The following is a 20,606-nucleotide window of genomic DNA, read 5'->3' on the forward strand; positions in this document are numbered from 1 at the left end:
GGGGCGCTTTGTTGGTGCCGGTTCGAGAGTAGCTACTTCCTTGTTTTAAAACAAGGAAGTTGAGAGGATGGGGGCATGCCCAACTCCCCTGAGGGAGACGACGTGCAGGCGAGAGGAGGCCCGGACATGGTGACGTTCCCGGAGATCCCGGATCGGCTGGAGCAGGCGCAACTGAAGCGGTTGACCGTCCAGCGCGTCCGGCAGCTTGCCGAGACGGATCCGGACTGGCCGATCCCGCTGGACCAGGCGCCGAAGGTCGGCCGGATGCGGCTCTTCGACTGGCACGTCCTGGAGCCGTACTTCCGCAACCGGAAGTCGCGGCAGGGGCAGCGAACGGACCGCCCAAGAGCAAGGGAGACCCCTGGTGACGCGAGTAGCCCAGACGCAGCAGGCAGCTAAGTCAGACCGCCCGGCTGCTGTCTACCGCTACTGGTCCGACAGCGGCGAGCTGTTGTACGTCGGCTCCGCCTACGATCCGAGCGAGCGGGCGAAGACCCACAAGAGCAAGGAGTGGTGGGCGTCCGTTGCTCGTCGAACGGACGAGTGGCACGACAACCGGCAGGCGGCCTATGCGGCGGAGACGGAGGCGATCGCCGCCGAGAGCCCTGCCGCGAACAAGATCAGCGGTCCGGGAACTGTCGCGCTCCCGGCGCCTAAGGTGCGTTCTCAGGTGCGCCTCATCAGTCCCGATGAGGCCGAGGAGATCTTCGCGCAGCTGGAAGGCGAGCGACCAGAGGTCCGATTCAGGGCCTGCACCTTCCTGATGGAGTGTCTGGACTACACCGCCCAGGTCGTCCGACGGCAGACCGTGCGGGATCTGCGGGCGCGGGGTATGGCGTACCGGCAGATCGCGAAGGAGCTAGGCATCAGCTTCGGTCGGGTGCGGCAGATCCTCGCGGAGGAAGTGCCCCCGCCGGCCGCCGAGTAGCCGCGCCCGCGCGAGGCCCCCGTCCGGTTTCGGGCGGGGGCTTTGGCGTGTCTGGGGTCAGGCGGCGACGACACCTTTCTCGGTCCACCAGGCGCCGCAGTGTCGGCAGCGGGCGGTGGGGGTGTCGCCGGCGCCTCCGGTGATGATGATGCGGCCGCCGCAGGGGCAGGCGTGCTGGGGGGAGAGTTCGCGGGTGTCGGTGGCGAGGTCGAGGGCTTGCTCGACGCGGCGGAGGGCTTCGGTGGCGACGCGGCTGAGGTGGCGCTTCTGGGGCTCCGACAGGGCGCGTCCGGGCCAGAACACGCCGTCGGCCCTCGCGGACAGCCAGAGGGCGGTCTCGGCGGCGCCGCGGGGCCTGCCGGTGTACTGCCAGCGGTGCAGGTGGGACGTCTTCACGCTGTACTGGTTGGTGGCGGCGATCTGGGTGGCGGTCTCGTGGAGGGCGGCTTCGACGGTGCGCATGGTGTCCATGATCCGCAGGTTGACCGGGACGGGCCGGTTGCCGAGCTGGTCGGGGGAGCGCTCCAGGGCGCGGAGGCCGGCGGTCTCGGTGCGGTCGTGGTGGTCGAGGGCGTTGAGGTAGGTGCGGAGGCTGGCCGGGGGCCAGGTGGTGGTGGTGGGTGTGCCGAGGGCGGTCTGGAGGTCGGGCCAGAGGCGGGCGATGCGGCGCAGCTGGGTGGCGGTGTCGGTGGTGGTCACGGTGGGCTCCCTTGATACAGAGGGCGGTACAGTGATTCCACCTGGGGGCGCGCCCGGTCCGGGAAGACATGTGGGCGCGCCCCTTCGCGCTGTGCGGGGTCAGGTGTTGTCGGCGTCGTGGCAGACACAGTCGCAGGTGATGAGGTAGATCGATTCGCCGTTGTCGGTTGCGTACTGGTTGGGGTAGTCGCAGCACGGGCCAGGGGTGAAGACGGTCAGGTCGCTCACGGCTGGGGCTCCTGGGGGTCGAGGGCGGCGAGGATCCGCTCGCACTGGTCGCGTCGGAACTGGTGGGAGTGTCGGCTTTCTAGGGTGGCCGTGCACTCGGCGCGGACGCGTTCGATAGCGGCCTCGGCCTTCTCGGCGCGGGCGTGGAGCTGGTCGAGTGCGTTCGAGGTGATGGTGTCGGCGGTGTGCCGCGCGGCGGGCTGGGTGGGCTGCGCCTCGGGGTTGTAGAGCGTCTCCCGGACGCACGGCGTGAGTGCGCACTGGCAGTCGGCGCAGGGCCAGCAGAAAGGCTGCTGGCTGTAGTTGTGGTAGGTGACGTTGGGGCTGCCGCACACGCAACACTGCTCGGCGGGCTGGGTCACGACGGTTCCTCTCCGAGGATGGCGCGGGCGACCGCGAGGGCGTGCTGAGCGTCCTCGGGGAGCGAACCGGCCTCGTACAGGTCGATGCTGGTCCAGGACTCCAGCCACTTGGCGAGGGCCGTGCCGACGCCGGGGTGCATGGCGGCGATGTAGTCGGCTGTCGTCGGCGGGTGGCTGGGGTCGGTCGTGGTACTGGCCACGACGTAGGGCACACCGATGTTGGAGATGGTCTGGGGATAGGGGCGCTGCTCCCGATTCACGACGTACCAGGGGCCACGGCAGTCGTCGAGGTCGGTGACGAGCTGGCGGAGCTTCTGGGCTGCTGCGCGGAGGGTGTCGGCGGGGCTGGGCTGGGTCATCGGGCGTCTCCCACTCCGCGTGTGGCGACCGCGCGCTTCACGGCGTTGACGTGCTCGTCCAGGCGCGCGGTGACGCCGGCGACGGCTCCGGTGAGCTGGGCCAGGGTGGACGTGATGCGCAGGGCGTCGGGCTGTTCCAGCAGCTCGGTGGCTGCCTCCGGGTGGAGGCAGTCGAGGCGGGCGCAGGTGACGTAGCCGCCTTCGCCGAGGAAGAGACTGGTCTTGCCGCAGGCGGGACAGCGGCCTTGGACGGTGGCGCCGAAGTGGCTGGGCTGGGTCACAGGTACTTCCCTTCGGGATGGATGTCGGTCACGGGCGGGTCGTCGGGGGTGCTGGTGTCGGCGGCGTTGTTGAGGATCGCGGCCCGGTACTCGGTGATCAGGTGGTGGCGGACCTGTGCGTGCCGGACGCCTCGGGTGAGTTCGGCGTACAGGTTGTCGTAGGCGCGCTGCTCGGTCTCGTCGGTGTCGGGCTGGGTGGCGGGCTGCCGCCCGACAGCGGGGGTGGCGCGCGGGCTGCTCGCTCCCTGCTGGGGGAAGCAGACGCTGTACCCGCCGGGAACGTGGACCCAGATCGAGTACCAGTTGCTGTGCTCCTGGATGAGCGGGTGGCCCCGGTCCTCGATCTCCAGGCCGCAGTGCGCGCACCGGGTCTCCTTGTAGGGTCCGGCGAGGTCTTGGCGGAGCACGTTGGCGCGCTCTCGGTCGAGCTCTAGCCAGTACGGCTCCCGGCCGGGCCCGGACATGCAGACGATCAGCGTCCCGTCGTCGCTGTGGAGGACGTCGTTCAGGCCCCAGCGGAGCGGGGTCGGGTCGTCGGCGGGGGCCACCTTGCAGCAGCGGCAGTTGGGCGGGCAGGGGCACTCGCCCGCGTAGCTCGCGGGGTGGCAGACGGCGGCCGGCGGTTCGGTGGTCTGGCGGGCAGCGGGGGTGGCGAAGGCGCGGCAGCCGCACCGGTTCTCTCCTGCTCTGACCTGGCAGCGCTTGCCGGGCGTGTGCCAGGAGAAGGTGTGGGTGCAGGACGCGCAGGGTGTGGAGAGCGGCACGGCGTACTGGTCGCGGAGGTCGGCGGTCTGGTCGGTCATGGTCCTGCTCCTGGTGGTCTCGTAGGCTGGGTGGCGGGCCCCCGCGCGCTTCGATCGCGCGGGGGCTGCTGCGTGGTCAGGCGGCATCGGTGAAGCAGCCGCAGCCGCCTTCGTCGAACAGGTCAAGCTGGCCGCGCTGCTCGATCCGTTCACGCAGCGCGGCCAGCGTGAGCGGCTTCGTCGTGCCACCGGTGCGGTCGCGGAGGAACGACACGTCCTTGTCGAGCAGCGTCCGCATCCGGGCCTCAGCGGCCTCCGCCCGGGCGTATCGGTCCGGAAAGACCTCCAGGAGCCGCGCCCACTGCGCCTGGCCGCCCTTTACGCAGGCGCCCCCGCAGTTGTTGTGGGCGAAGCCGAGCCGGTAGAGGCGGGGCACAGGCAGGCCGGCTGCGCGGGCCTCGGCGAGCAGCTGCTGCTTGTGGCGGATCGGGGGGCGGGTGAGCGGGGCGTCGACGGTCCAGGGCGCCCAGCCACGGACGATGCCGGGCAGGCGCTCCTCCTCGGTCCAGTCGATGCCGACGTACAGCGTCGTCTGCGAGGGGTCGGTGTTGTCGGTCAGCCAGTCCCTGCACGGTCCCTGCTTGAGGAGGTGGCTGCACTGGGCGAGGCGTGTGTTGCCGAGCCAGCGCTTGTCCTCGAAGACCTGCCAGGGGTCACGACCGTCGGCGACTCGGGTGATCGGGACGCCGAGCTGTTCGCTGGCCGCGCTGTTGAAGGCGTAGAGGTCTTCGTCCTCGATGAGGGTGTCGGCGAACAGCAGGGTGACGCTGGCCGTGCCGCGTTCGGCGATGACGTGGCGTGCGGTGGCCCAGGAGGTGATGCCCCCGGACCACATGACTACGTGCTTCATGGGGTGGTGCTCCTGTCGTGTGTGGTGGTGGACCCGGAGGTCAGGCGGCGGGTCGGGTGCAGGTGTCGTGGCGGTGGCAGCGGCACTCGCCGCAGGCGGCGCACATCTCGTCGTGCTCGGTGTCGCAGATGCCGCAGCCGCCGAGGAGGCTGGTTTCCAGGTCGTGGGCGGCGAGCATGCGGTCGACGTTGTGGCGGGCGGCCGTGCGGGCGTTGTGGGCGAGGGCGTAGCCGATCGCGTCGCCGATGGTCGGGTGGTACTCGGGCATGTGGGTGTCCTTCAGGCGGCGGGGGTGATGGCGAGTTGGGTGATGAGCTGTTCGCCGAGGAAGCGGGTGTAGGCGGGCGGGATGGCCTCGGTCAGCTCCTCGTGGACGTTGGTCCAGTCGATGCCGAGGGCGGTCTGCATTTCGGCGACTGAGCCCTTGCCGCCGCCCTTGCCGTAGGCGGCGATGTAGGGGCCGTTGTGGTAGGTGCCGTGGCGCCATCCGCGGACCCGGCCGCGGTGCTTGGTGTGGGGCGGGGCCATGGGGGTCCAGCCGTGGACCTCGAACTTGCGGTGGCGGAGGATCGGGAGGCCGAACTGGGTGCCGCAGAGGACGATGTCGGGTCGGGCGGCGGTGGTCTCGATGATCCAGGGCCGGCCGGTCGCGAGCATCGTTTCGCGGCCTTGGGCGTACAGGTCGGCGTAGGTGTCGCGGAGGTGGGCGTTGGTGCCCTTGGTGATGGCGGCGTCGTGCTGGCAGGGCCAGGAGGCGTGGATGGCGTCGTACTCGTGGCCGTGGTCGGCGATGTACTGGAAGGCGTTGGCCTGGATGAATGTGAAGGGGTAGTTGGGGCGGGGCTGGATGTCGATGCCGGTGACGTCGAATCCGGCGTGGTGGTAGCCCATGCTGGCGCCGCCGGCGCAGCAGCAGGCGTCGAGGAGGCGGGGGCGGGTGTCGGGCATGTGGGTGTCCTTCAGGCGGCGGGGGTGTCGTGTTCGAGGCAGGTGGTGTATCCGCGGTCGAGTCGGTAGCCGTGGAGTGGGGTGTCGCAGACGGTGCAGCAGGGGGCGGGCTGTTCCACCTGTCCCCTCCCTAGAGGAGGGGGGAGGGGACAGGTTGGATCTACGGCCTGTCCCGTACTGTCCCCGTCCTGTCCGGGACAGGTTTGGCCTGGGGTTTTGCCTGTCCCTGTCCCCGGGATGGGGTCAGGTGTGGTCGGCAGGGCCGGGGACAGGTTCGGGGACAGGTGTTCCGTCCCGTTCTGTCCGGTCTTGTGTTTCCGAATGCGGGCGACTTCGGCGAGGAGTTCGGTGCGGGCCTGGATTCCGATGCGGATGCACTCGGAGCGGAGTCGGTCGCGGCCGTAGTGGGCGGGCACGCCGGCCTGATCAAGCTGCTGGGCGATGTAGCCGGCGGTGCCGGGCAGGGGGCCGTTCTGGGTGAGGTCGAGGGACTCCAGGACAACGGAAGTGACCGGCCGGCCGTCGGGTTTCTGTTCGCCGTCGAGGGTGACGACCTTGAGGCCGAACTGGAGGTCGTCGCCTTCCTCGTCGTCCTTCTGCTTGCCAACTTTGAAGGTGACGATGATGTTGGAGGCGTTGTCGCCCTTCTTCGACACGTGGAACTCGGACTGGAGCGCACCCTTGGCGGCCGAGGCGCCGCGGCCGTGCTCACCGATGTGCCCGGTGTGGTGGATGACGAGGACACATGCCTCGGTGGCGCGGCGGAGGTCGTCGAGGCGCTCCACGACGATGCCCAGCTCCGTGTTGGAGTTCTCCTCGACGCCGACGGACACGCGGGCCTGGGTGTCGATGATGATGAGCGCGGGCTGGAGGCGCCGCATGGCCTCGATGAACGTGTCCCACTCGGGGCCGCGGGTTTGCACGGGGCGCGGCATGAACAGAACGTGGTCCATCTTCACGCCGTTGTGCTTCTCCCAGGCCCGGACGCGCTTGCGGATGCCGCGGGCGCCTTCGGCGACGAGGTAGACGACGGTGCCCTGCCGAACATGGTGGCCGTGCCAGGGCTTGCCGGTGCCGACATGGGCGGCGATGTCGATGACGACGAAGGACTTCATATGCCCGGAGGGGCCGATGATCCGGGCCAGGGAGTCGAGGTGGAGGAGGTCGCCGACGAGTGGCTCCAGGACGGGCATGTTGTCGAGGCTGGAGGCGTCGAGGAGTTCGGCTAGAAGCGCGTCGGCGGGGTCGCCGGAGCGGCCGGCGGCGCGTTCCTTCTGCCGCTGGAGGTAGTCGTCGATGAAGGTGACGGAGACGCCGGGCTCGGCGCCTTCGGCGGTGGCGGCCTGGACGATGCGGCGGCCGAGGTCAGCCTCGGTACGTAGGTCAGATGCGGCGCGGACTTTGCTGGCCCAGTGGTCGGCGTCGCCGCCTCCGACGTAGTCGGCAAGGATGGTCAGGTAGGGCAGACCGCCGGCGCGGCGGAGTTCCTTGGTGCGGTCGAGCTCGGCGGCGACCGAGGTGTAGAGGGTGGCTGCGCCGCGGTCGACGAGGGCGCAGATAGTGTTCCAGATCAGCTCGTGGGCGGGCTTGCTGAAGTCGGCGCCGCGGATGAGGCCGCGCATGATGTGGACGGTGCGGGCGTCGTTCATGGCGGTGCCGAGGACGAACCGCTCGGAGTCGAGCAGGTTGAGGTCGTCATGGTCCGCCTGGTGCGGGAAGGGGCGGACGTTCTCCACGGGCTCTCCTAGAACAGGGTGGTCGGCTCGGCGGGCGGGCAGCGGTGTTCGGTGACGTGCGCGTGTGGGCAGTCGGGTGGGTGCCAGCGTTGGAGCCAGCGGAGTTCGGGCCCGTTGCGGGTCTGGCGGAGGCACCAGATGAGCCGGTTGGGCTCCCAAAGGGCTGCCTGCTGCTCGGCCGTGAGGGGCGTCAGGTCGGCGGTCACCTTCAGTGCGGCGCGTTGGCCGACCCATTGGGTGACGGTGGGGGCCGCGCACGACGGGCACCGGGTGGTGGCGGGGCCCGTCGTGCGGCGGCCGGCCATCAGGCTGCGTCGATCTCGTCGAGGGTTCCGGCGTCGATGTGGATGGGGTGGCTCATGCTGCTTCTCCTTGCTGGTGGTGGGTCTGCTGGTGGGTGGCTCGGATGGTGGCGACGAACGCCTTGACGGCGGTTTCGCCGACGACGGGGCCGTCGGTGGTGCCGCAGGTGAGGCACTCGTACTTCGCTCGCGGGGGTCGGGCCCAGTCGCCGTTGCGGCGGGGCTGGCCGCAGTCGATGTACAGGGCGCCGGTGACGATCTGCGGGCCTGTCATGCGGCCTGCTGGTGGTCTCGCTGCCAGCGGGTGAGGTTGTCGCCCAGGTGCTCGGCGGCCACGCAGTACGGTTGGCCGCAGAACGCCTTGACGTGGCCCTCGGGCCGGCGCCTGTGCTTGAGCTCGAACGCGATCTGGGCGGGCGTGTAGCAGCGGCCCGCGACGGACACGGACGTCACGGCCCGCGTCCACCAGACGTGGCCGTCGTCGCCCTGGATGGTGCGCCGAAGGTAGGTGTCGACGAGCGGGTCCCGGGTGTCGCGGGTCCACGCGGCCTGGACGAACTTGGTGATCTGCTCGCCGGTGAGGTCGCCCTTGCGTGCGATGGTGAGGCGCTGGCCCTCAGTGAGCCCTCCGTAGATGCCGTCGGAAATGCGTTCCCGGATGGCCCACTGGGCGCAGGTGAGGGCGACGGGGCACTCGCGGCAGAACGCCTTGGCGTCGTCGGCCTGGTCGAGGTAGGGGCCGGTGGTGCCCTTCGGGAACCACCACTCAGGGTCGGTGCCGGGGCGCTGGCAGTCGGCCTGAGTGCGCCAGTCCGGTGTGTTGTCGGTGCTGATGCCGCGGGTGTCGCTCACCGGTTCACCCCCATGTCCGGCCAGCGCACTCCGCCGAGCGCGGCGCGGTACCCGTCCGGGACGGAGACGAGGGCCTGGCCGAGCCAGTCGAGGCCCATGGCGCGCAGGATCAGTGCGTCGGCCTCGTCGTCGGTCGGGAGGATCGCGCCGTACCGCTGCTGCGCGGCGTCCAGGACGGCGGTTTTGCGGGCGTTGCCGCGGCCGGTGGCGTACTTGGCGCGGGAAGTGGGCGGGATGACGGCGACGGGCATCTCGCGGCCGATGAAGGACGACACGATGCGCCACCACAGCCCGGCCCGGTCCCAGGTGGAGCCGCCGGGCTGCTGGTAGGAGACGGGGCCCTCGACGCAGACGAGGTCGACGGTGCCGACTTCTTCGAGGACGCGGCCGGTGATGTACTTCAGGCGGGTGTCTCGTTCGGCGAGGGAGTCGGCGCGGCGGCCAGCGGTGGGGACGCGGGTGGTGCCGCCGATGGTGGCGATGCCGGTGCCGGTGAGGCTGATGTCGAGGCCGGCGACGCGGTGGAGGCGGGTGGTGCCCGCGGCCGGGAGGGGAGTCGTCATCCCGGGCGCGGGGGTCTCGGTGAGTGTCACAGTGCGGCCTCGGCGTTCTCGCGGGCCTGGCGGGCCATCTCCTCGTTGGACGCCTGCACGTCGCACAGCTGCTGCTCCAGGGAGGTGTACGCGGCCTTGAGGCGGGCGTGCTCGGCCGTGGTGACGGTGGTGGTGCTCGGGCGGGCCGCGCGGTCGCGGAGCTTCTCGATCTCCTCGGCGTAGCTGGCGCACAGGCTGCGGGACGCCGTGAGGCTGGTGCGGGCCGTGTCGCGCTGCTCCAAGGCCAGCTCGTAGCGAGCCTGGAGCGCGAGGTAGGTACGGCGGCGGACAGGCATGTCAGGCTCCGATCTGGCGGGGGATGAGGGGCCACTCGGGCGCGCAGTACGCGGTGGGGTCGGTCTTGCGGAGGTGGGCCTGGAGGCTGGTGGCCTGCTCGGCGGCCCAACCGACTTGGGCGGTGTGCAGCTCGGCGAGTTGGAGCGTCGCGATGGCCGGGTGGGTGTTGCCGATTCGCCAGGCGACGCGGCAGGCGGCGAGCGCGTCCGCGGACGAGGTGTGCGCCGCGCCGAGTTCGACCTGGTAGTGCTCGCACAGGGCCGTCAGGGTGCGGAGGCCCTTGCGGTAGCGGTCGACGTGCTTGTCGAGGACGAGAGGGTCGATGACCGGCCCGGCCAGGAGCGGAGGCAATCCGTGGCGGGCGGCCTCGCGGTCCAACAGGGTCAGGTCGTAGCGGGCGTTCATCGCCACAATCGGGATGCCGGCCGCGATGATCTGCCCGAGGGCGGCGAGGATGTCGGCGACGACCTCCGGGGCGGGCTTGCCCTCGGCGCGGGCCTTTTCGGTGGTGATGCCGTGGACCTGCGCGGCGCCTTCGGGGATGTCGATGTTGGGGTCGGCGAGCCAGTCCGCAGCTGCGACGGGTTGGCCGCCGCCGACCTGGACGACGGTGGCGGTGACGATGCGGTCGGTCTCGACGTCGGTGCCGGTGGTCTCCAGGTCGAAGCCGCACAGGCGGCCGGTGTGCCAGCTCATCGTCGGGCCCCCGCTCCAGGCGCCGTGACGGCGGGCCACTCGGCCGGGGCGTCGTCCTCGACGACCTCGGCCTCGTAGGCGCCGTCCTCGTCCGGGCCGGCCTCCGCCGCCCACGAGCCCTCGCCCGCAGCGTCGGTGACCTCCTCAACGTCCTTCCGGGCAGCGATGGCCATGAGGTCCTTGGACAGCTGGTCCTCGCCCTTCGCATGGACGTGCCCGGCGGCGGCGGCCTGCCGCCACACGTCGCGGACGTCGTCCGAGGACAGCGCGCCCTCAGCAAGCGCCAGATAGTTCGGCCGCGGAGCCTCGATCGCAGCCACAGCTCGGGCCCCGGCCGGATCCAGCGCAGCCGCGGCCGACAACGGGCCGGCCAGCGCCTGCCGCGGGGTCACCCCGCGTAGCTCGACCACGACGACCGGGAATTTTTTCGTCTCGCCGTTGCGGACCGCCTGGCGGGGCTCGATCCGCAGGTTCACCGGGACGAAGCCCTGCCCGTTCGTTCCGGCGAGGACCATGTCGACCATGCCGCCCCACTCCGACGCGGCGTAGAACGAGTGGGTCTCGGCCCGCCACATGCCCATGCCGGTCAGGTCCGGGAGCATCACGCTCAGGCGAGAGGTGGCGGAGCAGACGCGGCCCTTGGGCTGGGTGTGCCAGTCGTCGCCGAACTGGCGGGCGCACAGGCACGGCTGCCGGGTCAGGAGTTCGGTCTGGCCGTCGCACCGGCGCTGGCAGCCGCCCTTGGACCACATCTCGTTGTACTGGTTGAGCGGGTCGCCGGGCGTGATCAGGGCCTCGATGGAGGCGGCCTTGGTGATGACCCTCCACTGCTCGATGGTGGAGTTCAGCGGCTTCCACGACTCCGGGGTACCGCCCCACAGCTCGGCGGCGGTGCGGACATGGTCCTCGGAGTGGGAGGTGATGACCCAGGTGGCGGAGCGGACGGGCCGGTTGCCCTGGGTGTAGCCGGTGCGGAGCCGGCCGTGCTCGGCGGCGCGGCGCTGGGTGTTGAGGAGGCGGGAGCCCATGTCAGGCCGCCTTTCCGGTGCTGGGCGCGTCCGGCGGGGCTGTGAGCGCGGGGTACGAGGAGGGCGCGGCGTGCAGCCAGCGGGTGCCTTCGAGGAGGCCGCGGAAAGCGCGATGCGCGGACCGGTCGGCCGGCATCGGCACCAGGGCGTGCGAGCGGGCGCGGAGGTTCAGGACGCCGGTCCGCTCGATGCGCGGCATCGGGGCGTCGGTGTCGTCGGGGAGGAGAACGGTCTCGCAGTAGCGGAGCGCGGCGAGCTGCAGCGTGTTCTCCGGGTAGACGCTCTTGGCGGAACGGGTCGCGGAGGACTTGTAGTCGATGAGCCACAGCTCCAGGCGCCCGCCGGGACCGGTCGGCAGCCAGATCAGCAGATCGGCGGTGCCGGCGTAGCCAAGGCGCCGGTGCAGGCAGGTGATCTCGGTGGCCTCGATGTGCTTGTTGAGGTCGACGCCCCAGGAGGCGAGCCACCGCTTCAGCTGGTGCAGGTACGGGGCGACTTCGGGGTCGTCTGCGACGGGGGCGCCGAGGACGTGGGCTTCGGCTGCGGCGTGGACGCGGTCGCCGAGGTTGGCGGCGCGGTCCTTGGCGTCGCGGTGGACGGCCTTGATGTCGCGGGTGAGTGCGGGGCGCTCGTCGTCGATGCGGGTCTGGACGTCGTAGAGGTTGTCCAGGACGTGCTCGACGGTCAGCTTGACGGCCCACGGGATGAGGGCCTTCTTGGCGACGGCGGTGTCGAGGACGTTGGTGACGGACACGAGGTCGGGGCCGCCGGCGGGGTCGCTGTAGTAGCGGCCCCGCTCGGTGTCCCGCGCGTGGCGGGGCTGGGTCACAGTGCTCTCCCGATGGCGATGAGGATGATGGCGATCAGCGCCCAGAGGGCGGCGGAGGCGATCAGGCCGTAGAGGCAACCGCGGGCGGGTCCGGGACTCATCGGGTGCCTCCACGGAGCTGCTGCGCGGAGCCGACCGCCATGTCGTAGAGCGCCCGAATCCCCAGCGCGAGGTTCATCGCGTCCTCGTCTCTCTCCTTGCTGACGAGAGCGTCGAAGAGGGCGTAGGCGGTCTGGTGCTGCCCGTTCAGCACCGCGGTGCTGAACTGGGCGGCGAACCGCCAGCCCGGCGGCATGGCGCTGGTGTCAGTCGGCACGCCGTGGTGGATGGGGACGAAACCGAAAGTGCCGCGATGGCCGGGGTTCTGTCGGTCGGCGTTGAGGGCGATCATGCTGGCGAGGGCCGCGCACATGGACACGGTCTTGACGGGCCCGCCGAGGATGAAAGGTTCGAGGAGCTTCAGGCCGGTCTCGCGGTTGCCGGTCATGCCGTGCGCGATGGCCGCCATGATCGTGTCCGCCGGGTCCTTGCACGGAGTGGTGGGGATTTCGCTCACGCGCCACCTCCGGTGCACGTGCAGTCCTCGAAGGTGCGGCAGCACACTGGGCAGTTGCCAGTCACGACGCCCTCCGGTCCTGCTGCGCGGGCACCGACTTCAGTGCACCGAGGGACAGCAGCCGATCCGCGAGACGCAGCACCTGCACCCCGTACACCGGGACCCGCCCGTCGTCCGCGACCTCGGCCAGCAGATCGGCGACCCGCTCGTCCCGCTCATGCGCCGCATGCGAATCGATGCCCTGGTGGGCGGCGGACCGGGCGCACTCCGCGATGTGGACCAGCTCGGCGAGCAGGCCCTCACCGTCCTCCTCGGCCGCCGACGCCAGGTTCAACAGCACCGAGGTGAGGTAGTGGGACAGGTCGAGCGTCACCCCGGCGGGCAGCGCGTCGACGTAGATGCGGTACGGCCCGTCGACGGGCATGCGGTCAGCGGGCATTGGTGCCTCCGAGGACGGTCATGTTGTGGAGGAGCCGGATGGCGTCGGTCTGGAGGGTGGCGGTGGTGGGCTGGAGTGCGTCCCCGTCGGCGGCCCTGGCGGCAGCCCAGGCGGCGTCCCCGGCGGCGACGGCCAGGAGCAGCTTCTCGCGGTCGTCCCCGTCGGCGGCCCTGGCGGCAGCCCTGGCGGCGTCCCCGGCGGCGTCCCAGGCGGCAGCCCAGGCGGCAACCCAGGCGACAGCCCCGGCGACAGCCCCGGCGGCTCGCGCCACATCACGCGCCTCCCGCACCACCGGACCCGCCAGCCCGGCCGACTCCAAGTCCACAATCCGAGGCAGCCCCCGCACCGACGCCGCAGCATCGCCCAGGCCCCCAGCCTCCAGCCACGTCGGCAGATACACGCGCACCAGCCAGTCCAGCGCCATGTAGCTACGCGCCTCGTCGTGCCCGTCGCCAGCCGTCCCGGCCATCAGCGGCACCAGCGGCACCAGTTCCTGCCGCATGTCCTGCGGCAGGACGTCGTTCAGGTTGCGGCCGAAAGTGCCCAGGACCGGGCTGACGCACTTCGGGGCGTCGCCGTGGGGCTCGCCCGCCCACCAGGCGACAGCTTCCAGCAGGCACACACCATCGGTGCGGGTCGCGTGCTGGCCGTGGGACAGGGTGAGCGTGGTCAGGTCGATGGGAGTGGTCTGGTCAGGCATCGGTGCCTCCGAGGAGCAGTTCGAGGAGCCAGAAAGAGAGGACGGCGAGGGCGAAAACGATCAGCCAGATCACGGCGCCACCCCCGGCAGCGCGCGCGGTGCGAGGTGCTCGAAGGGGTGGTCGAGGGCGTCCATCAGGTGCCGCTGCTCCGCCTCACGACCAAGGCGCGCCTCCAAAACAGCGATGCGGTCGCGCTGCACCCGCAGCGCCTCGGCCGCATCGGACAACGCCTCGTTCGTCGAGTGCCGCTCCGCCTGGAGCCGGTCCCGCTCCTCCTCGGCCCGCCGCCGACGGCCCATCTCCTGGCTCATGACCACGCGCCACTCCTGGACCTCGGCCTCGGCCTCCGCCGCGCGAAGCCTCCACGCCAGCTGCGTACGCCGCTGCTCGGCCGCTGTCTCCGGGGACTGGAGCATGCACACCGAATCCAGCACGAAAGCCAGCGAGTACGGCTCCCGATTCCCCCGGTCCATCGCATCCCGCAGCACCTTCGCCGCCGCGTCGATCAGCCTCGGGTCGATACTCATACCGCACCACCCAGCGTCCGCACCGGGGAGAACCACGCGACGATCGCGGCCGGCGTCCACGGGTACGACGGCCCGTCGCCCCGGTCCTCCGGCGCCTGCGGCGAGTCACACACCATCAACGGCTCACCCGACGCGGTCACACCGGCCTGCCGCCACACGTCACCGTCACGGTCCACCAGCACAAGAGCCACCGGCACCGGCCGGGACGGGGCGGTGAACTCGACGCGGACCGTGCGCCGATCACCGCTCGGGATGTTGGTGGGTAGGGTGATATCCACGGTGTCCTCATTTCTGTCTTCGTGAGGTTCCGGGGGCCGTTCCGGTCGGACGGAGCGGCCCCGTTTTGCTGTCAGCCGATGCGGCGGGTACTGCCCCGCGCGGGAAGCGGCCGAAGTGCGGCAAGCGGGTGCGGACCCGCCGCCGACGCCGGAACGGTGGCGAGGGGGCCAACCGTCGGCTCGTGATGGAAGATCGCGTCGATGCGATCCAGGTCCGCGTCTGTGAAGGTGACGACGCGGCCCTTCTTCGAGTGCGGAAGTTCCTTGATGTGGCGCCGGAGCCAGGACTCTTCGATCCGCAGTTCCTCGGCGGCCTCGGGGTACGTGTAGCGCCGTGTCATGCCGTGTCCGTGAGGCGGAGGTGAGGAGTGCTGGAGTCGGCACGCTGGGAGGGGATGAAAAGAATCAGGAGGTCGACTCCGATCCGCTGTGCGATGGCCTGGGCGGTGGTGGCCGAGACCGTGTCGCGTGCTCCGGTGAGGAGTTCGCCGATGATGCCGTGGGCGACGCCCACGTCGCGGGCCAGCTGTCGGCCGGTGACGGCCGATCCGATGCCGGTTCGCTGCATCAGAGTGCGAAGCAGATCGGCGCTGACAAGCCGGTACTTCGGTGCGTCTGCGATCACATTTACCGCCATGAACGGAGTGTTGTCCTGGGTGAACAACTCCACTGTGGCACACCGTGAACGCTTTGTCCATCAGAAACAACAGCGCGGTGACGATCCGGCCAAGGAGCCGAGCGCCACTAGCGCTCGGTGTTGCTCTTCATGGACAATCCGTTCAGCGCACGCAATGGCGCATGCGCTCCACCTGGGGGTTTTCGCCATACGCACCGCGAGTCACATGGACACCCCACAGCCCATGACATGACACGGAGTGGCAGGATGAGCCCTATGGCTACCGCAGATCGACCCACCACGCTCACGGGGCGGACCGATCTATCCGACCTCGTCAGGGACCGCCGCGCCGAGCTCCGCCTCAGCCTGCGAGGTGTGGAGGGGCGCACGGTCGACCCGGCCACGGGCGAGCCGCTGTGCAAGTACAGCTGGGTCAACAAGCTGGGGAAGGGCCTCGCGGTCGACGCGCCGACCTACCCGCAACTCCGGGCCCTCGCCGTGGCACTTGAGCTCCCACTTGGCAAGATCCAGGATGCGGCCGGCGCGCAGTTCTTCGGCATCGACACTGTGTGGAGCGTCAGCGGTGAGGCGCGCGCACTCGCCGTTCGCGCCGACCGGATGACGCCCGAGCAGCGCGAGCAGTTGCTCCGCCTGATTGAGACCTTCGCGCCGTCCGAGTAAGGCGTATGTCCTTGGCCATGACCGGCACTCTGCGTAGTGTGTACGTGCAGGGTGTAGTCAGAAGTTGTTCAAAGTGGCAGCATTGGTGATCCGCCTGGGGGGCGTGGTTGTCCGGTAGCCTGCATGTTCTGTCCGAGTCGAACTGACGAGCGAATATGCGGGTCGCGCGCACTTGGGGGTTCCATGGCCGAAAGTGAAGGAATGTCGTTGGCGGGCATGCGCATCGAGGTGGCACCCGCAGACGCCATGCCAGAGGGCCGCCTGGTGGTCCCCGTCATCGACAGGGCGGGGGAGGTGGTCTGGGTCGTACGCGAGGACAAGATGCCCGACGACCTCCGCCGAGAGTTCAACGCCCACTTCGAGAACATCACCCACAACCACCTCCTCGACCCGCTGACAGACGAGAAGCCCCCGCCTGGTCACCCGCACTAGGCGCTGCGCACCGACCGCAGCCCCGAACCCTGCACCGGCACCCCCATGACCGCCTCCACGGCCACTGCGATGTCGTCGTCGAGACCCTGCACCAGATGCCCGTACCTGTCCACCGTCGTCTGAATGCTCTCGTGCCCCAGCCGGATTTGAATCGCCGGCAGAGGGATCCGCGCAGCGATCAGCCACGACACATGCGTGTGCCGAAGGTCATGAAGCCGGGGCCGCTTCGGCAGCCCCTTCTCCATCGCCTTCTGCACCGCGGGCAGCCATTTTCGGTTGTAGTAGTTCGCGTGCCGCCAGGCCCCGCCCATCGCGGCCCGGAACACGTAGTCATCCGGCTTTCGCCCGGCCACGTGCCGCCGCACCAACTCCACCTGCGCCGGCGCGAGACGCAGCAGGCGCCTCGCCTTCTTCGTCTTCGGCGGCCCCAGGTAGTACGCCCCGCCTGGTGCGCCTTTCTTCGCCTTCTTCCACGCCCGCTGGATGCTTGCTGACGGCCGGTCGCCAGTCAGGTTCAGGTCGGACACCTTCAGCGCCGCTGCCTCGCTCCACCGCATCCCGGTGCCGACGAGCCAGTCAGCCAGGTCCCGGGCGTCCGGGTCGGTGATCTCCGCGGCGATTCGCTGGTACTCGTCGCGCTCCAGGAAAGTCATCTCCTCGTCCGTGTGGTCGTCCACGCGGGGGAGTCGGGTCTTGGCGCAGCAGTTCTTCGTGCGGAGCTGCGGCTCGGCCTCCACGGCGGCCTGGACGACGCAGTAGAGGAGCCCGTGGCGGTTGCGGATGGACTTGGGGTCGGCCTCGCGGCGCAGCCACTTCTCTGGGTCGTCAGGGTCCCGTTCGCCGTCCTCCTCTGTGCGCACCCAGTCGGACACGTCGTCCTGGGTGAGGGTGCAGATCGTCGCCTCGCGTTCCACGCCGGCCGGGTCGAGGTGCTTGATCAGAGAGAAGTGGATGCGGATCTCGCGGTGGTAGTCCTCGCGGGTCCGGTCGTCGATGCCGGTGAGTCGGTCGACGTAGCGGCTTGCGTAGGCCACGAGGGGCATGTCGCCGGGAGTCTTCGGCTGCTCGACGAAGCCTTCGCCGCGTACCCAGCCGTGCGGCCAGCGGCCACCGTGAGCCTCCACGAGGCCCTTGAACTGATCGGCCGCCGGGCGCTCGCCGAAGTTCTCCGTCTGCCATGTGCCGTCCTGGCGCCACTTCACCTGGAAGGTGCAGGTGCCGTCCTTCTTGGGCCGTTCCACGATGCTCGCCATGGCCCGACGATACGACCGGCGGATGGCATTGTGTTCCCGTTGTGTTCCCAAGGATTCGAGCACGACGAAGGGCTGACCTGTTCTCACAGGCCAGCCCTTGATCATTCAGGGTGAGTAACGGGACTCGAACCCGCGACATCCTGGACCACAACCAGGTGCTCTACCATCTGAGCTATACCCACCATGACCGGGGGTTTCCCTGAGGTTTCCCCGACCGGCCGAGAAGAAGTCTACAGGGTCCCGACGGGTGCTCGCGCCCGCATTCACGGCGAGCGCGAGCGGCGTCTCATTCCGCGGGCAGGACGTGGCGCGCGGCGATCCTCTTCGCGGTGTCCGAGTCGGGGCCGGGCTGCGGGACGAAGACCGCCTCGCGGTAGTAGCGCAGCTCGGCGATGGACTCGCGGATGTCGGCGAGCGCCCGGTGGTTTCCGCTCTTCTCCGGGCTGTTGAAGTACGCCCTCGGGTACCAGCGCCGGGCCAGCTCCTTGACCGAGGAGACATCGACGATCCTGTAGTGGAGGTACTCCTCCAGCGCCGACATGTCGCGGGCGAGGAAGCCGCGGTCGGTGCCGACCGAGTTTCCGCACAGGGGCGCCTTGCGGGGCTCCTTCACGTGCTCGCGGACGTACGCCAGGACCTGGGCCTCGGCGTCGGCGAGCGTGGTGCCGTCGGCCAGCGCGTCGAGCAGGCCCGAGCTGGTGTGCATCTGCCGCACGATCTCCGGCATGGTCTCCAGGGCCGAGTCCGGCGGGCGGATCACGATGTCCACACCGTCGCCGAGCACGTTCAGTTCCGAGTCGGTGACCAGTGCGGCCACCTCGATGAGTGCGTCGTCCGTCAGCGAGAGCCCGGTCATCTCGCAGTCGATCCACACCATGCGATCGTTCATGCGTCCACCTTAGGGGGTGGCCTGTGGATCGGACCCCGCACGGCACCTCGGACACCGCCCTTCGTACGCCGACGGGCGCCCGGGGTGGTGTCCCCTGGCGCCCGTCGGTCTGGGCTGCGCGGCTTGTGGCGCGCGGTCTTGCGGACGCGTCCCCTCAGGGGGTGCGCTGGCCCGGCAGAGCCGGACGTCCGGAGGCGTAGGCGTCCGGGTGGGGCTTGCTGCCCGGCTCCGGGGCCCCGGGCGCGCGCCGTGCCGTCGCCTGCGCGGGCACGACCGGCTCCAGGACCGAGGTCGCCGCGTCACCCTGCGGGCGCCGGGCCCGGTAGGCGGCCCGGTAGGCCGCCGGAGAGGAGCCGAGCTGCCGCCGGAAGTGGCCGCGCAGGGCCACCGGCGAGCGGAAGCCGCACCGGCCCGCGACCTCGTCGACCGAGTAGTCGGAGGTCTCGAGCAGGCGCTGCGCCTGCAGCACCCGCTGAGTGATCAGCCACTGGAGCGGGGCCGAGCCCGTCAGCGAGCGGAACCTCCGGTCGAAGGTCCGCCGGGACATGTACGCGCGGGCCGCGAGCGTCTCCACGTCGAACTGCTCGTGGAGGTGCTCCAGTGCCCAGGCGACGACCTCCGCGAGCGGGTCGGCGCCGATCTCCTCGGGTAAAGACCTGTCGAGGTAGCGCTCCTGACCGCCGCTGCGCCGCGGCGGGACGACCAGCCGGCGCGCCAGTGCACCCGCTGCCTCCGTGCCGTGGTCGGTCCGCACGATGTGCAGACAGAGATCGATTCCGGCCGCGGTGCCGGCCGATGTCAGCACGTCCCCGTCGTCGACGAAGAGCTCCCGCGGGTCCACGTGGACCGACGGGTAGCGCTTGGCGAGCGTGGGCGCGTACATCCAGTGTGTGGTGGCCGGCCGTCCGTCGAGCAGACCGGCGGCGGCGAGCACGAACGCTCCCGTGCACAGTCCGACGATCCTGGCCCCCTCTTCGTGTGCCCGGCGCAGCGCGTCGAGCGCTTCCGGCGGCGGCGGCGAGGTGATCGACCGCCAGGCCGGCACCACGACGGTTCCGGCCCGGCTGATCGCGTCCAGGCCGTACGGCGCGGTGAGTTCCAGCCCGCCGGTGGTCCGCAGCGGACCCTCCTCGCCGGCGCAGACGAGCAGCCGGTAGCGCGGCACGCCCGCGTCCTGTCGGTCGATGCCGAACACGGAGAGCGGGATGGAACTCTCGAAGATGGGGCCACCGCTGAACAGCAGCACCGCGACGACTTCGCGACGGCGGCGCCCGGACAGTTTCCGTGCGGCCTCCGGTGCGGCGGAGTCCTGGCTCATGACGCTAAGCCCCCCTCGGTGTTCGCGTCTCCCTGGTCCTGTCGCTCCTGCACTTTTCCCCTTGGTTTTGCACGAGACCCCAGTCTTCGATACCCATGATCGAATCTACTGTGTCCGGCACCGCCGGAGTGACAAGTTCTCCAACCGGCACATTGTCGACATGGCCACTTGGCGTGAAGCATTCGATCACGAAGTGTTCCGCTCGTGGGTCGTGCGGGGAGACCCGTGGCTCACGTATGGCCCGTCCGCAGGCGGTGTGCGCGCCTGGCGCAGGGCTTTCCCCCCTGGTGGCGCAAGGGTTGAAGAGACGTTCCGCCAAAGACACGCCGGTGTCGGGAAGTTGGCTGAAAACATACGGGTGCGTCTGTGCGACCTTGTCAGCTCCGGGGTGATGGCGTCAGCTGCGCCGCTCCCCGTCGGGCTCCCGCTCCCGGAAGTACGCGCCGGTCCGAGGCTGTCGGCCGCCCGGGTTCTCCCTCTCGGCGCGCAGGCCACGCTCCGAGCGTCGCAGCAGGAAGCGGCAGGCCGCCGTCACCGCCGCGAGGCCGAGGGCCGCGCCGGCGGCCCCGCCCAGTGAGGTGCCGTAGACGACGAGGACCACGGGGACGAGGACGCAGCAGAAGGCGGCCCACCCGACGACGTCCTCCGTGGCGTCCCCGGCCGCCGTGCCCGCCCGGTCCCGGCCGCCCGGCCCGTCCGGCGGCACCGCGCTCCCGCCCGGTGCGCCCGGCCCCGCGGAGGGTGGTGCCGTCCGGCGCAGGCTCGGGTGTCGGCCGGGGGCCGCGGCGGACTGGGGGGTGGTGGCCGGTGGTGCGGGCACGGGCGGGCTCCCTGATCGGTGGCTGGACCTGTGGCAACGAGGAACGGAAGGTTCCGGTCACTACGGAGCGCGTCCGTTCGGCCGCGTGCGGGGACACCTGTAGGGCACATCCGGCATTGCCATATCGGGACGGGCTCGTGCATGCTCCCTGGAATGCCGTGAGGCGGTCGCGTGTGGCATGGCCGTCTCTGGGCAGGAGGAGAGTGTCGCCGTACCCTTGGGGGTATGGGCTTGGGAAGATGATTCCCGGACACAGCTCCGCCCGCCAACCGTTGTTCCGTACGCCGTACTCTTCCGTCCCCTCC

General features: G+C 70.4%; 33 protein-coding genes and 1 tRNA gene. 4 read left to right on the plus strand and 30 right to left on the minus strand.

Going from position 1 to position 20,606, the window contains the following annotated elements; genetic code table 11:
* Positions 1–75: 75 nt before the first annotated feature.
* Both OG393_RS21030 and OG393_RS21035 read left to right on the plus strand, forming a co-directional pair.
* Complete coding sequence (locus OG393_RS21030) at positions 76–399, plus strand: hypothetical protein (RefSeq protein ID WP_327376218.1); 324 nt, start codon at positions 76–78, stop codon at positions 397–399.
* Positions 365–928 carry a hypothetical protein gene (locus OG393_RS21035; protein ID WP_327376219.1) on the plus strand — a complete coding sequence of 188 codons (564 nt, stop codon included), beginning with the start codon at positions 365–367 and terminating at the stop codon, positions 926–928. Before OG393_RS21030 ends, OG393_RS21035 begins: the two co-directional genes overlap by 35 nt.
* A 57-nt stretch (positions 929–985) precedes the next feature.
* Here the strand turns inward: OG393_RS21035 and OG393_RS21040 are convergent, their stop codons facing one another.
* The 25 genes from OG393_RS21040 to OG393_RS21160 all read right to left on the minus strand — a co-directional run bounded on the left by OG393_RS21040 (position 986) and on the right by OG393_RS21160 (position 14,917).
* On the minus strand, positions 986–1,627 hold the full coding sequence (locus OG393_RS21040) for a hypothetical protein (protein WP_327376220.1): 642 nt from the start codon (positions 1,625–1,627) through the stop codon (positions 986–988).
* Positions 1,628–1,726: 99 nt separating this feature from the next.
* A complete protein-coding gene (locus tag OG393_RS21045) occupies positions 1,727–1,855 on the minus strand; it encodes a hypothetical protein (protein ID WP_327376221.1) in 129 nt (42 codons plus the stop codon).
* Positions 1,852–2,217: a hypothetical protein gene (locus OG393_RS21050; protein ID WP_327376222.1), complete on the minus strand. Its 366-nt coding sequence runs from the start codon at positions 2,215–2,217 to the stop codon at positions 1,852–1,854. The genes OG393_RS21045 and OG393_RS21050 overlap by 4 nt, the downstream gene beginning before the upstream one ends.
* Positions 2,214–2,576, minus strand: coding sequence for a hypothetical protein (locus OG393_RS21055; RefSeq protein WP_327376223.1), 363 nt, complete (start codon positions 2,574–2,576; stop codon positions 2,214–2,216). The genes OG393_RS21050 and OG393_RS21055 overlap by 4 nt, the downstream gene beginning before the upstream one ends.
* Complete coding sequence (locus OG393_RS21060) at positions 2,573–2,857, minus strand: DUF6085 family protein (protein WP_327376224.1); 285 nt, start codon at positions 2,855–2,857, stop codon at positions 2,573–2,575. The genes OG393_RS21055 and OG393_RS21060 overlap by 4 nt, the downstream gene beginning before the upstream one ends.
* A complete protein-coding gene (locus OG393_RS21065) occupies positions 2,854–3,660 on the minus strand; it encodes a hypothetical protein (RefSeq protein ID WP_327376225.1) in 807 nt (268 codons plus the stop codon). The genes OG393_RS21060 and OG393_RS21065 overlap by 4 nt, the downstream gene beginning before the upstream one ends.
* A 76-nt stretch (positions 3,661–3,736) precedes the next feature.
* Entirely contained in the window at positions 3,737–4,510 is a 774-nt protein-coding gene (locus OG393_RS21070; protein ID WP_327376226.1) for a hypothetical protein, read from the minus strand.
* A gap of 40 nt (positions 4,511–4,550) precedes the next feature.
* Positions 4,551–4,778 (minus strand): hypothetical protein, encoded by a 228-nt coding sequence (locus OG393_RS21075; protein WP_327376227.1) that lies wholly within the window; start codon positions 4,776–4,778, stop codon positions 4,551–4,553.
* Positions 4,779–4,789: 11 nt separating this feature from the next.
* The gene (locus OG393_RS21080) at positions 4,790–5,458 is read right to left on the minus strand and encodes a DNA methylase (RefSeq protein ID WP_327376228.1); all 669 of its coding nucleotides are present in this window, start codon (positions 5,456–5,458) and stop codon (positions 4,790–4,792) included.
* An 11-nt stretch (positions 5,459–5,469) separates the two neighbouring features.
* The gene (locus OG393_RS21085; RefSeq protein ID WP_327376229.1) at positions 5,470–7,194 is read right to left on the minus strand and encodes an AAA family ATPase; all 1,725 of its coding nucleotides are present in this window, start codon (positions 7,192–7,194) and stop codon (positions 5,470–5,472) included.
* Positions 7,195–7,202: 8 nt separating this feature from the next.
* Positions 7,203–7,499 (minus strand): hypothetical protein, encoded by a 297-nt coding sequence (locus OG393_RS21090; RefSeq protein WP_327376230.1) that lies wholly within the window; start codon positions 7,497–7,499, stop codon positions 7,203–7,205.
* A gap of 52 nt (positions 7,500–7,551) precedes the next feature.
* Positions 7,552–7,770 carry a hypothetical protein gene (locus tag OG393_RS21095; RefSeq protein WP_327376231.1) on the minus strand — a complete coding sequence of 73 codons (219 nt, stop codon included), beginning with the start codon at positions 7,768–7,770 and terminating at the stop codon, positions 7,552–7,554.
* Positions 7,767–8,348, minus strand: coding sequence for a WhiB family transcriptional regulator (locus OG393_RS21100; RefSeq protein ID WP_327376232.1), 582 nt, complete (start codon positions 8,346–8,348; stop codon positions 7,767–7,769). The genes OG393_RS21095 and OG393_RS21100 overlap by 4 nt, the downstream gene beginning before the upstream one ends.
* Positions 8,345–8,941 (minus strand): hypothetical protein, encoded by a 597-nt coding sequence (locus OG393_RS21105; RefSeq protein ID WP_327376233.1) that lies wholly within the window; start codon positions 8,939–8,941, stop codon positions 8,345–8,347. The genes OG393_RS21100 and OG393_RS21105 overlap by 4 nt, the downstream gene beginning before the upstream one ends.
* Entirely contained in the window at positions 8,938–9,237 is a 300-nt protein-coding gene (locus OG393_RS21110; RefSeq protein WP_327376234.1) for a hypothetical protein, read from the minus strand. Before OG393_RS21110 ends, OG393_RS21105 begins: the two co-directional genes overlap by 4 nt.
* A 1-nt stretch (position 9,238) precedes the next feature.
* Positions 9,239–9,934 (minus strand): 3'-5' exonuclease, encoded by a 696-nt coding sequence (locus tag OG393_RS21115; RefSeq protein ID WP_327376235.1) that lies wholly within the window; start codon positions 9,932–9,934, stop codon positions 9,239–9,241.
* Complete coding sequence (locus OG393_RS21120; RefSeq protein WP_327376236.1) at positions 9,931–10,962, minus strand: recombination directionality factor; 1,032 nt, start codon at positions 10,960–10,962, stop codon at positions 9,931–9,933. Before OG393_RS21120 ends, OG393_RS21115 begins: the two co-directional genes overlap by 4 nt.
* 1 nt (position 10,963) lies before the next feature.
* Entirely contained in the window at positions 10,964–11,791 is an 828-nt protein-coding gene (locus OG393_RS21125) for a hypothetical protein (RefSeq protein WP_327376237.1), read from the minus strand.
* A gap of 97 nt (positions 11,792–11,888) precedes the next feature.
* On the minus strand, positions 11,889–12,347 hold the full coding sequence (locus tag OG393_RS21130; protein ID WP_327376238.1) for a hypothetical protein: 459 nt from the start codon (positions 12,345–12,347) through the stop codon (positions 11,889–11,891).
* Between the two features lie 61 nt (positions 12,348–12,408).
* On the minus strand, positions 12,409–12,786 hold the full coding sequence (locus OG393_RS21135; protein ID WP_327376239.1) for a hypothetical protein: 378 nt from the start codon (positions 12,784–12,786) through the stop codon (positions 12,409–12,411).
* Complete coding sequence (locus tag OG393_RS21140; protein ID WP_327376240.1) at positions 12,776–13,486, minus strand: hypothetical protein; 711 nt, start codon at positions 13,484–13,486, stop codon at positions 12,776–12,778. Before OG393_RS21140 ends, OG393_RS21135 begins: the two co-directional genes overlap by 11 nt.
* 69 nt (positions 13,487–13,555) lie before the next feature.
* Complete coding sequence (locus OG393_RS21145) at positions 13,556–14,014, minus strand: hypothetical protein (RefSeq protein WP_327376241.1); 459 nt, start codon at positions 14,012–14,014, stop codon at positions 13,556–13,558.
* Positions 14,011–14,292 (minus strand): hypothetical protein, encoded by a 282-nt coding sequence (locus tag OG393_RS21150; RefSeq protein WP_327376242.1) that lies wholly within the window; start codon positions 14,290–14,292, stop codon positions 14,011–14,013. The genes OG393_RS21145 and OG393_RS21150 overlap by 4 nt, the downstream gene beginning before the upstream one ends.
* A gap of 71 nt (positions 14,293–14,363) precedes the next feature.
* The gene (locus OG393_RS21155; RefSeq protein ID WP_327376243.1) at positions 14,364–14,633 is read right to left on the minus strand and encodes a helix-turn-helix domain-containing protein; all 270 of its coding nucleotides are present in this window, start codon (positions 14,631–14,633) and stop codon (positions 14,364–14,366) included.
* On the minus strand, positions 14,630–14,917 hold the full coding sequence (locus OG393_RS21160) for a helix-turn-helix domain-containing protein (RefSeq protein ID WP_327376244.1): 288 nt from the start codon (positions 14,915–14,917) through the stop codon (positions 14,630–14,632). The genes OG393_RS21155 and OG393_RS21160 overlap by 4 nt, the downstream gene beginning before the upstream one ends.
* Before the next feature lie 267 nt (positions 14,918–15,184).
* Here OG393_RS21160 and OG393_RS21165 point away from each other — a divergent pair, with 267 nt between their 5' ends.
* Together OG393_RS21165 and OG393_RS21170 are read left to right on the plus strand one after the other, a co-directional pair.
* Positions 15,185–15,589, plus strand: a complete 405-nt coding sequence (locus tag OG393_RS21165; RefSeq protein WP_327376245.1) for an XRE family transcriptional regulator — start codon at positions 15,185–15,187, stop codon at positions 15,587–15,589.
* A 216-nt stretch (positions 15,590–15,805) separates the two neighbouring features.
* Complete coding sequence (locus OG393_RS21170) at positions 15,806–16,021, plus strand: hypothetical protein (RefSeq protein ID WP_327376246.1); 216 nt, start codon at positions 15,806–15,808, stop codon at positions 16,019–16,021.
* Here OG393_RS21170 and OG393_RS21175 read toward each other — a convergent pair.
* The 5 genes from OG393_RS21175 to OG393_RS21195 form a co-directional block, all read right to left on the minus strand.
* Complete coding sequence (locus OG393_RS21175; RefSeq protein WP_327376247.1) at positions 16,018–17,274, minus strand: tyrosine-type recombinase/integrase; 1,257 nt, start codon at positions 17,272–17,274, stop codon at positions 16,018–16,020. The two genes, OG393_RS21170 and OG393_RS21175, sit on opposite strands and share 4 nt — an antisense overlap.
* Before the next feature lie 109 nt (positions 17,275–17,383).
* Positions 17,384–17,456, minus strand: a tRNA-His gene (locus OG393_RS21180).
* A 104-nt stretch (positions 17,457–17,560) separates the two neighbouring features.
* Entirely contained in the window at positions 17,561–18,163 is a 603-nt protein-coding gene (gene orn / locus OG393_RS21185) for an oligoribonuclease (RefSeq protein ID WP_327376248.1), read from the minus strand.
* A gap of 154 nt (positions 18,164–18,317) precedes the next feature.
* Entirely contained in the window at positions 18,318–19,481 is a 1,164-nt protein-coding gene (locus tag OG393_RS21190; protein WP_327376249.1) for a helix-turn-helix domain-containing protein, read from the minus strand.
* Positions 19,482–19,878: 397 nt separating this feature from the next.
* Positions 19,879–20,301 carry a hypothetical protein gene (locus tag OG393_RS21195; RefSeq protein WP_327376250.1) on the minus strand — a complete coding sequence of 141 codons (423 nt, stop codon included), beginning with the start codon at positions 20,299–20,301 and terminating at the stop codon, positions 19,879–19,881.
* Between the last annotated feature and the right edge of the window lie 305 nt (positions 20,302–20,606).

It is taken from the genome of Streptomyces sp. NBC_01216 (assembly GCF_035994945.1).
In the GTDB taxonomy this organism is placed as follows: Bacteria; Actinomycetota; Actinomycetes; order Streptomycetales; family Streptomycetaceae; genus Streptomyces.

Excerpts from the sequence above, each read along its gene's own strand:
- OG393_RS21030 (WP_327376218.1), top strand. The coding sequence starts at position 76 with ATGCCCAACTCCCCTGAGGGAGACGACGTGCAGGCGAGAGGAGGCCCG.
- OG393_RS21055 (WP_327376223.1), bottom strand. The coding sequence starts at position 2,576 with ATGACCCAGCCCAGCCCCGCCGACACCCTCCGCGCAGCAGCCCAGAAG.
- OG393_RS21065 (WP_327376225.1), bottom strand. The coding sequence starts at position 3,660 with ATGACCGACCAGACCGCCGACCTCCGCGACCAGTACGCCGTGCCGCTC.
- OG393_RS21070 (WP_327376226.1), bottom strand. The coding sequence starts at position 4,510 with ATGAAGCACGTAGTCATGTGGTCCGGGGGCATCACCTCCTGGGCCACC.
- OG393_RS21075 (WP_327376227.1), bottom strand. The coding sequence starts at position 4,778 with ATGCCCGAGTACCACCCGACCATCGGCGACGCGATCGGCTACGCCCTC.
- OG393_RS21080 (WP_327376228.1), bottom strand. The coding sequence starts at position 5,458 with ATGCCCGACACCCGCCCCCGCCTCCTCGACGCCTGCTGCTGCGCCGGC.
- OG393_RS21090 (WP_327376230.1), bottom strand. The coding sequence starts at position 7,499 with ATGGCCGGCCGCCGCACGACGGGCCCCGCCACCACCCGGTGCCCGTCG.
- OG393_RS21095 (WP_327376231.1), bottom strand. The coding sequence starts at position 7,770 with ATGACAGGCCCGCAGATCGTCACCGGCGCCCTGTACATCGACTGCGGC.
- OG393_RS21110 (WP_327376234.1), bottom strand. The coding sequence starts at position 9,237 with ATGCCTGTCCGCCGCCGTACCTACCTCGCGCTCCAGGCTCGCTACGAG.
- OG393_RS21115 (WP_327376235.1), bottom strand. The coding sequence starts at position 9,934 with ATGAGCTGGCACACCGGCCGCCTGTGCGGCTTCGACCTGGAGACCACC.
- OG393_RS21120 (WP_327376236.1), bottom strand. The coding sequence starts at position 10,962 with ATGGGCTCCCGCCTCCTCAACACCCAGCGCCGCGCCGCCGAGCACGGC.
- OG393_RS21135 (WP_327376239.1), bottom strand. The coding sequence starts at position 12,786 with ATGCCCGCTGACCGCATGCCCGTCGACGGGCCGTACCGCATCTACGTC.
- OG393_RS21140 (WP_327376240.1), bottom strand. The coding sequence starts at position 13,486 with ATGCCTGACCAGACCACTCCCATCGACCTGACCACGCTCACCCTGTCC.
- OG393_RS21145 (WP_327376241.1), bottom strand. The coding sequence starts at position 14,014 with ATGAGTATCGACCCGAGGCTGATCGACGCGGCGGCGAAGGTGCTGCGG.
- OG393_RS21155 (WP_327376243.1), bottom strand. The coding sequence starts at position 14,633 with ATGACACGGCGCTACACGTACCCCGAGGCCGCCGAGGAACTGCGGATC.
- OG393_RS21165 (WP_327376245.1), top strand. The coding sequence starts at position 15,185 with ATGGCTACCGCAGATCGACCCACCACGCTCACGGGGCGGACCGATCTA.
- OG393_RS21170 (WP_327376246.1), top strand. The coding sequence starts at position 15,806 with ATGCGCATCGAGGTGGCACCCGCAGACGCCATGCCAGAGGGCCGCCTG.
- OG393_RS21175 (WP_327376247.1), bottom strand. The coding sequence starts at position 17,274 with ATGGCGAGCATCGTGGAACGGCCCAAGAAGGACGGCACCTGCACCTTC.
- orn (WP_327376248.1), bottom strand. The coding sequence starts at position 18,163 with ATGAACGATCGCATGGTGTGGATCGACTGCGAGATGACCGGGCTCTCG.
- OG393_RS21190 (WP_327376249.1), bottom strand. The coding sequence starts at position 19,481 with ATGAGCCAGGACTCCGCCGCACCGGAGGCCGCACGGAAACTGTCCGGG.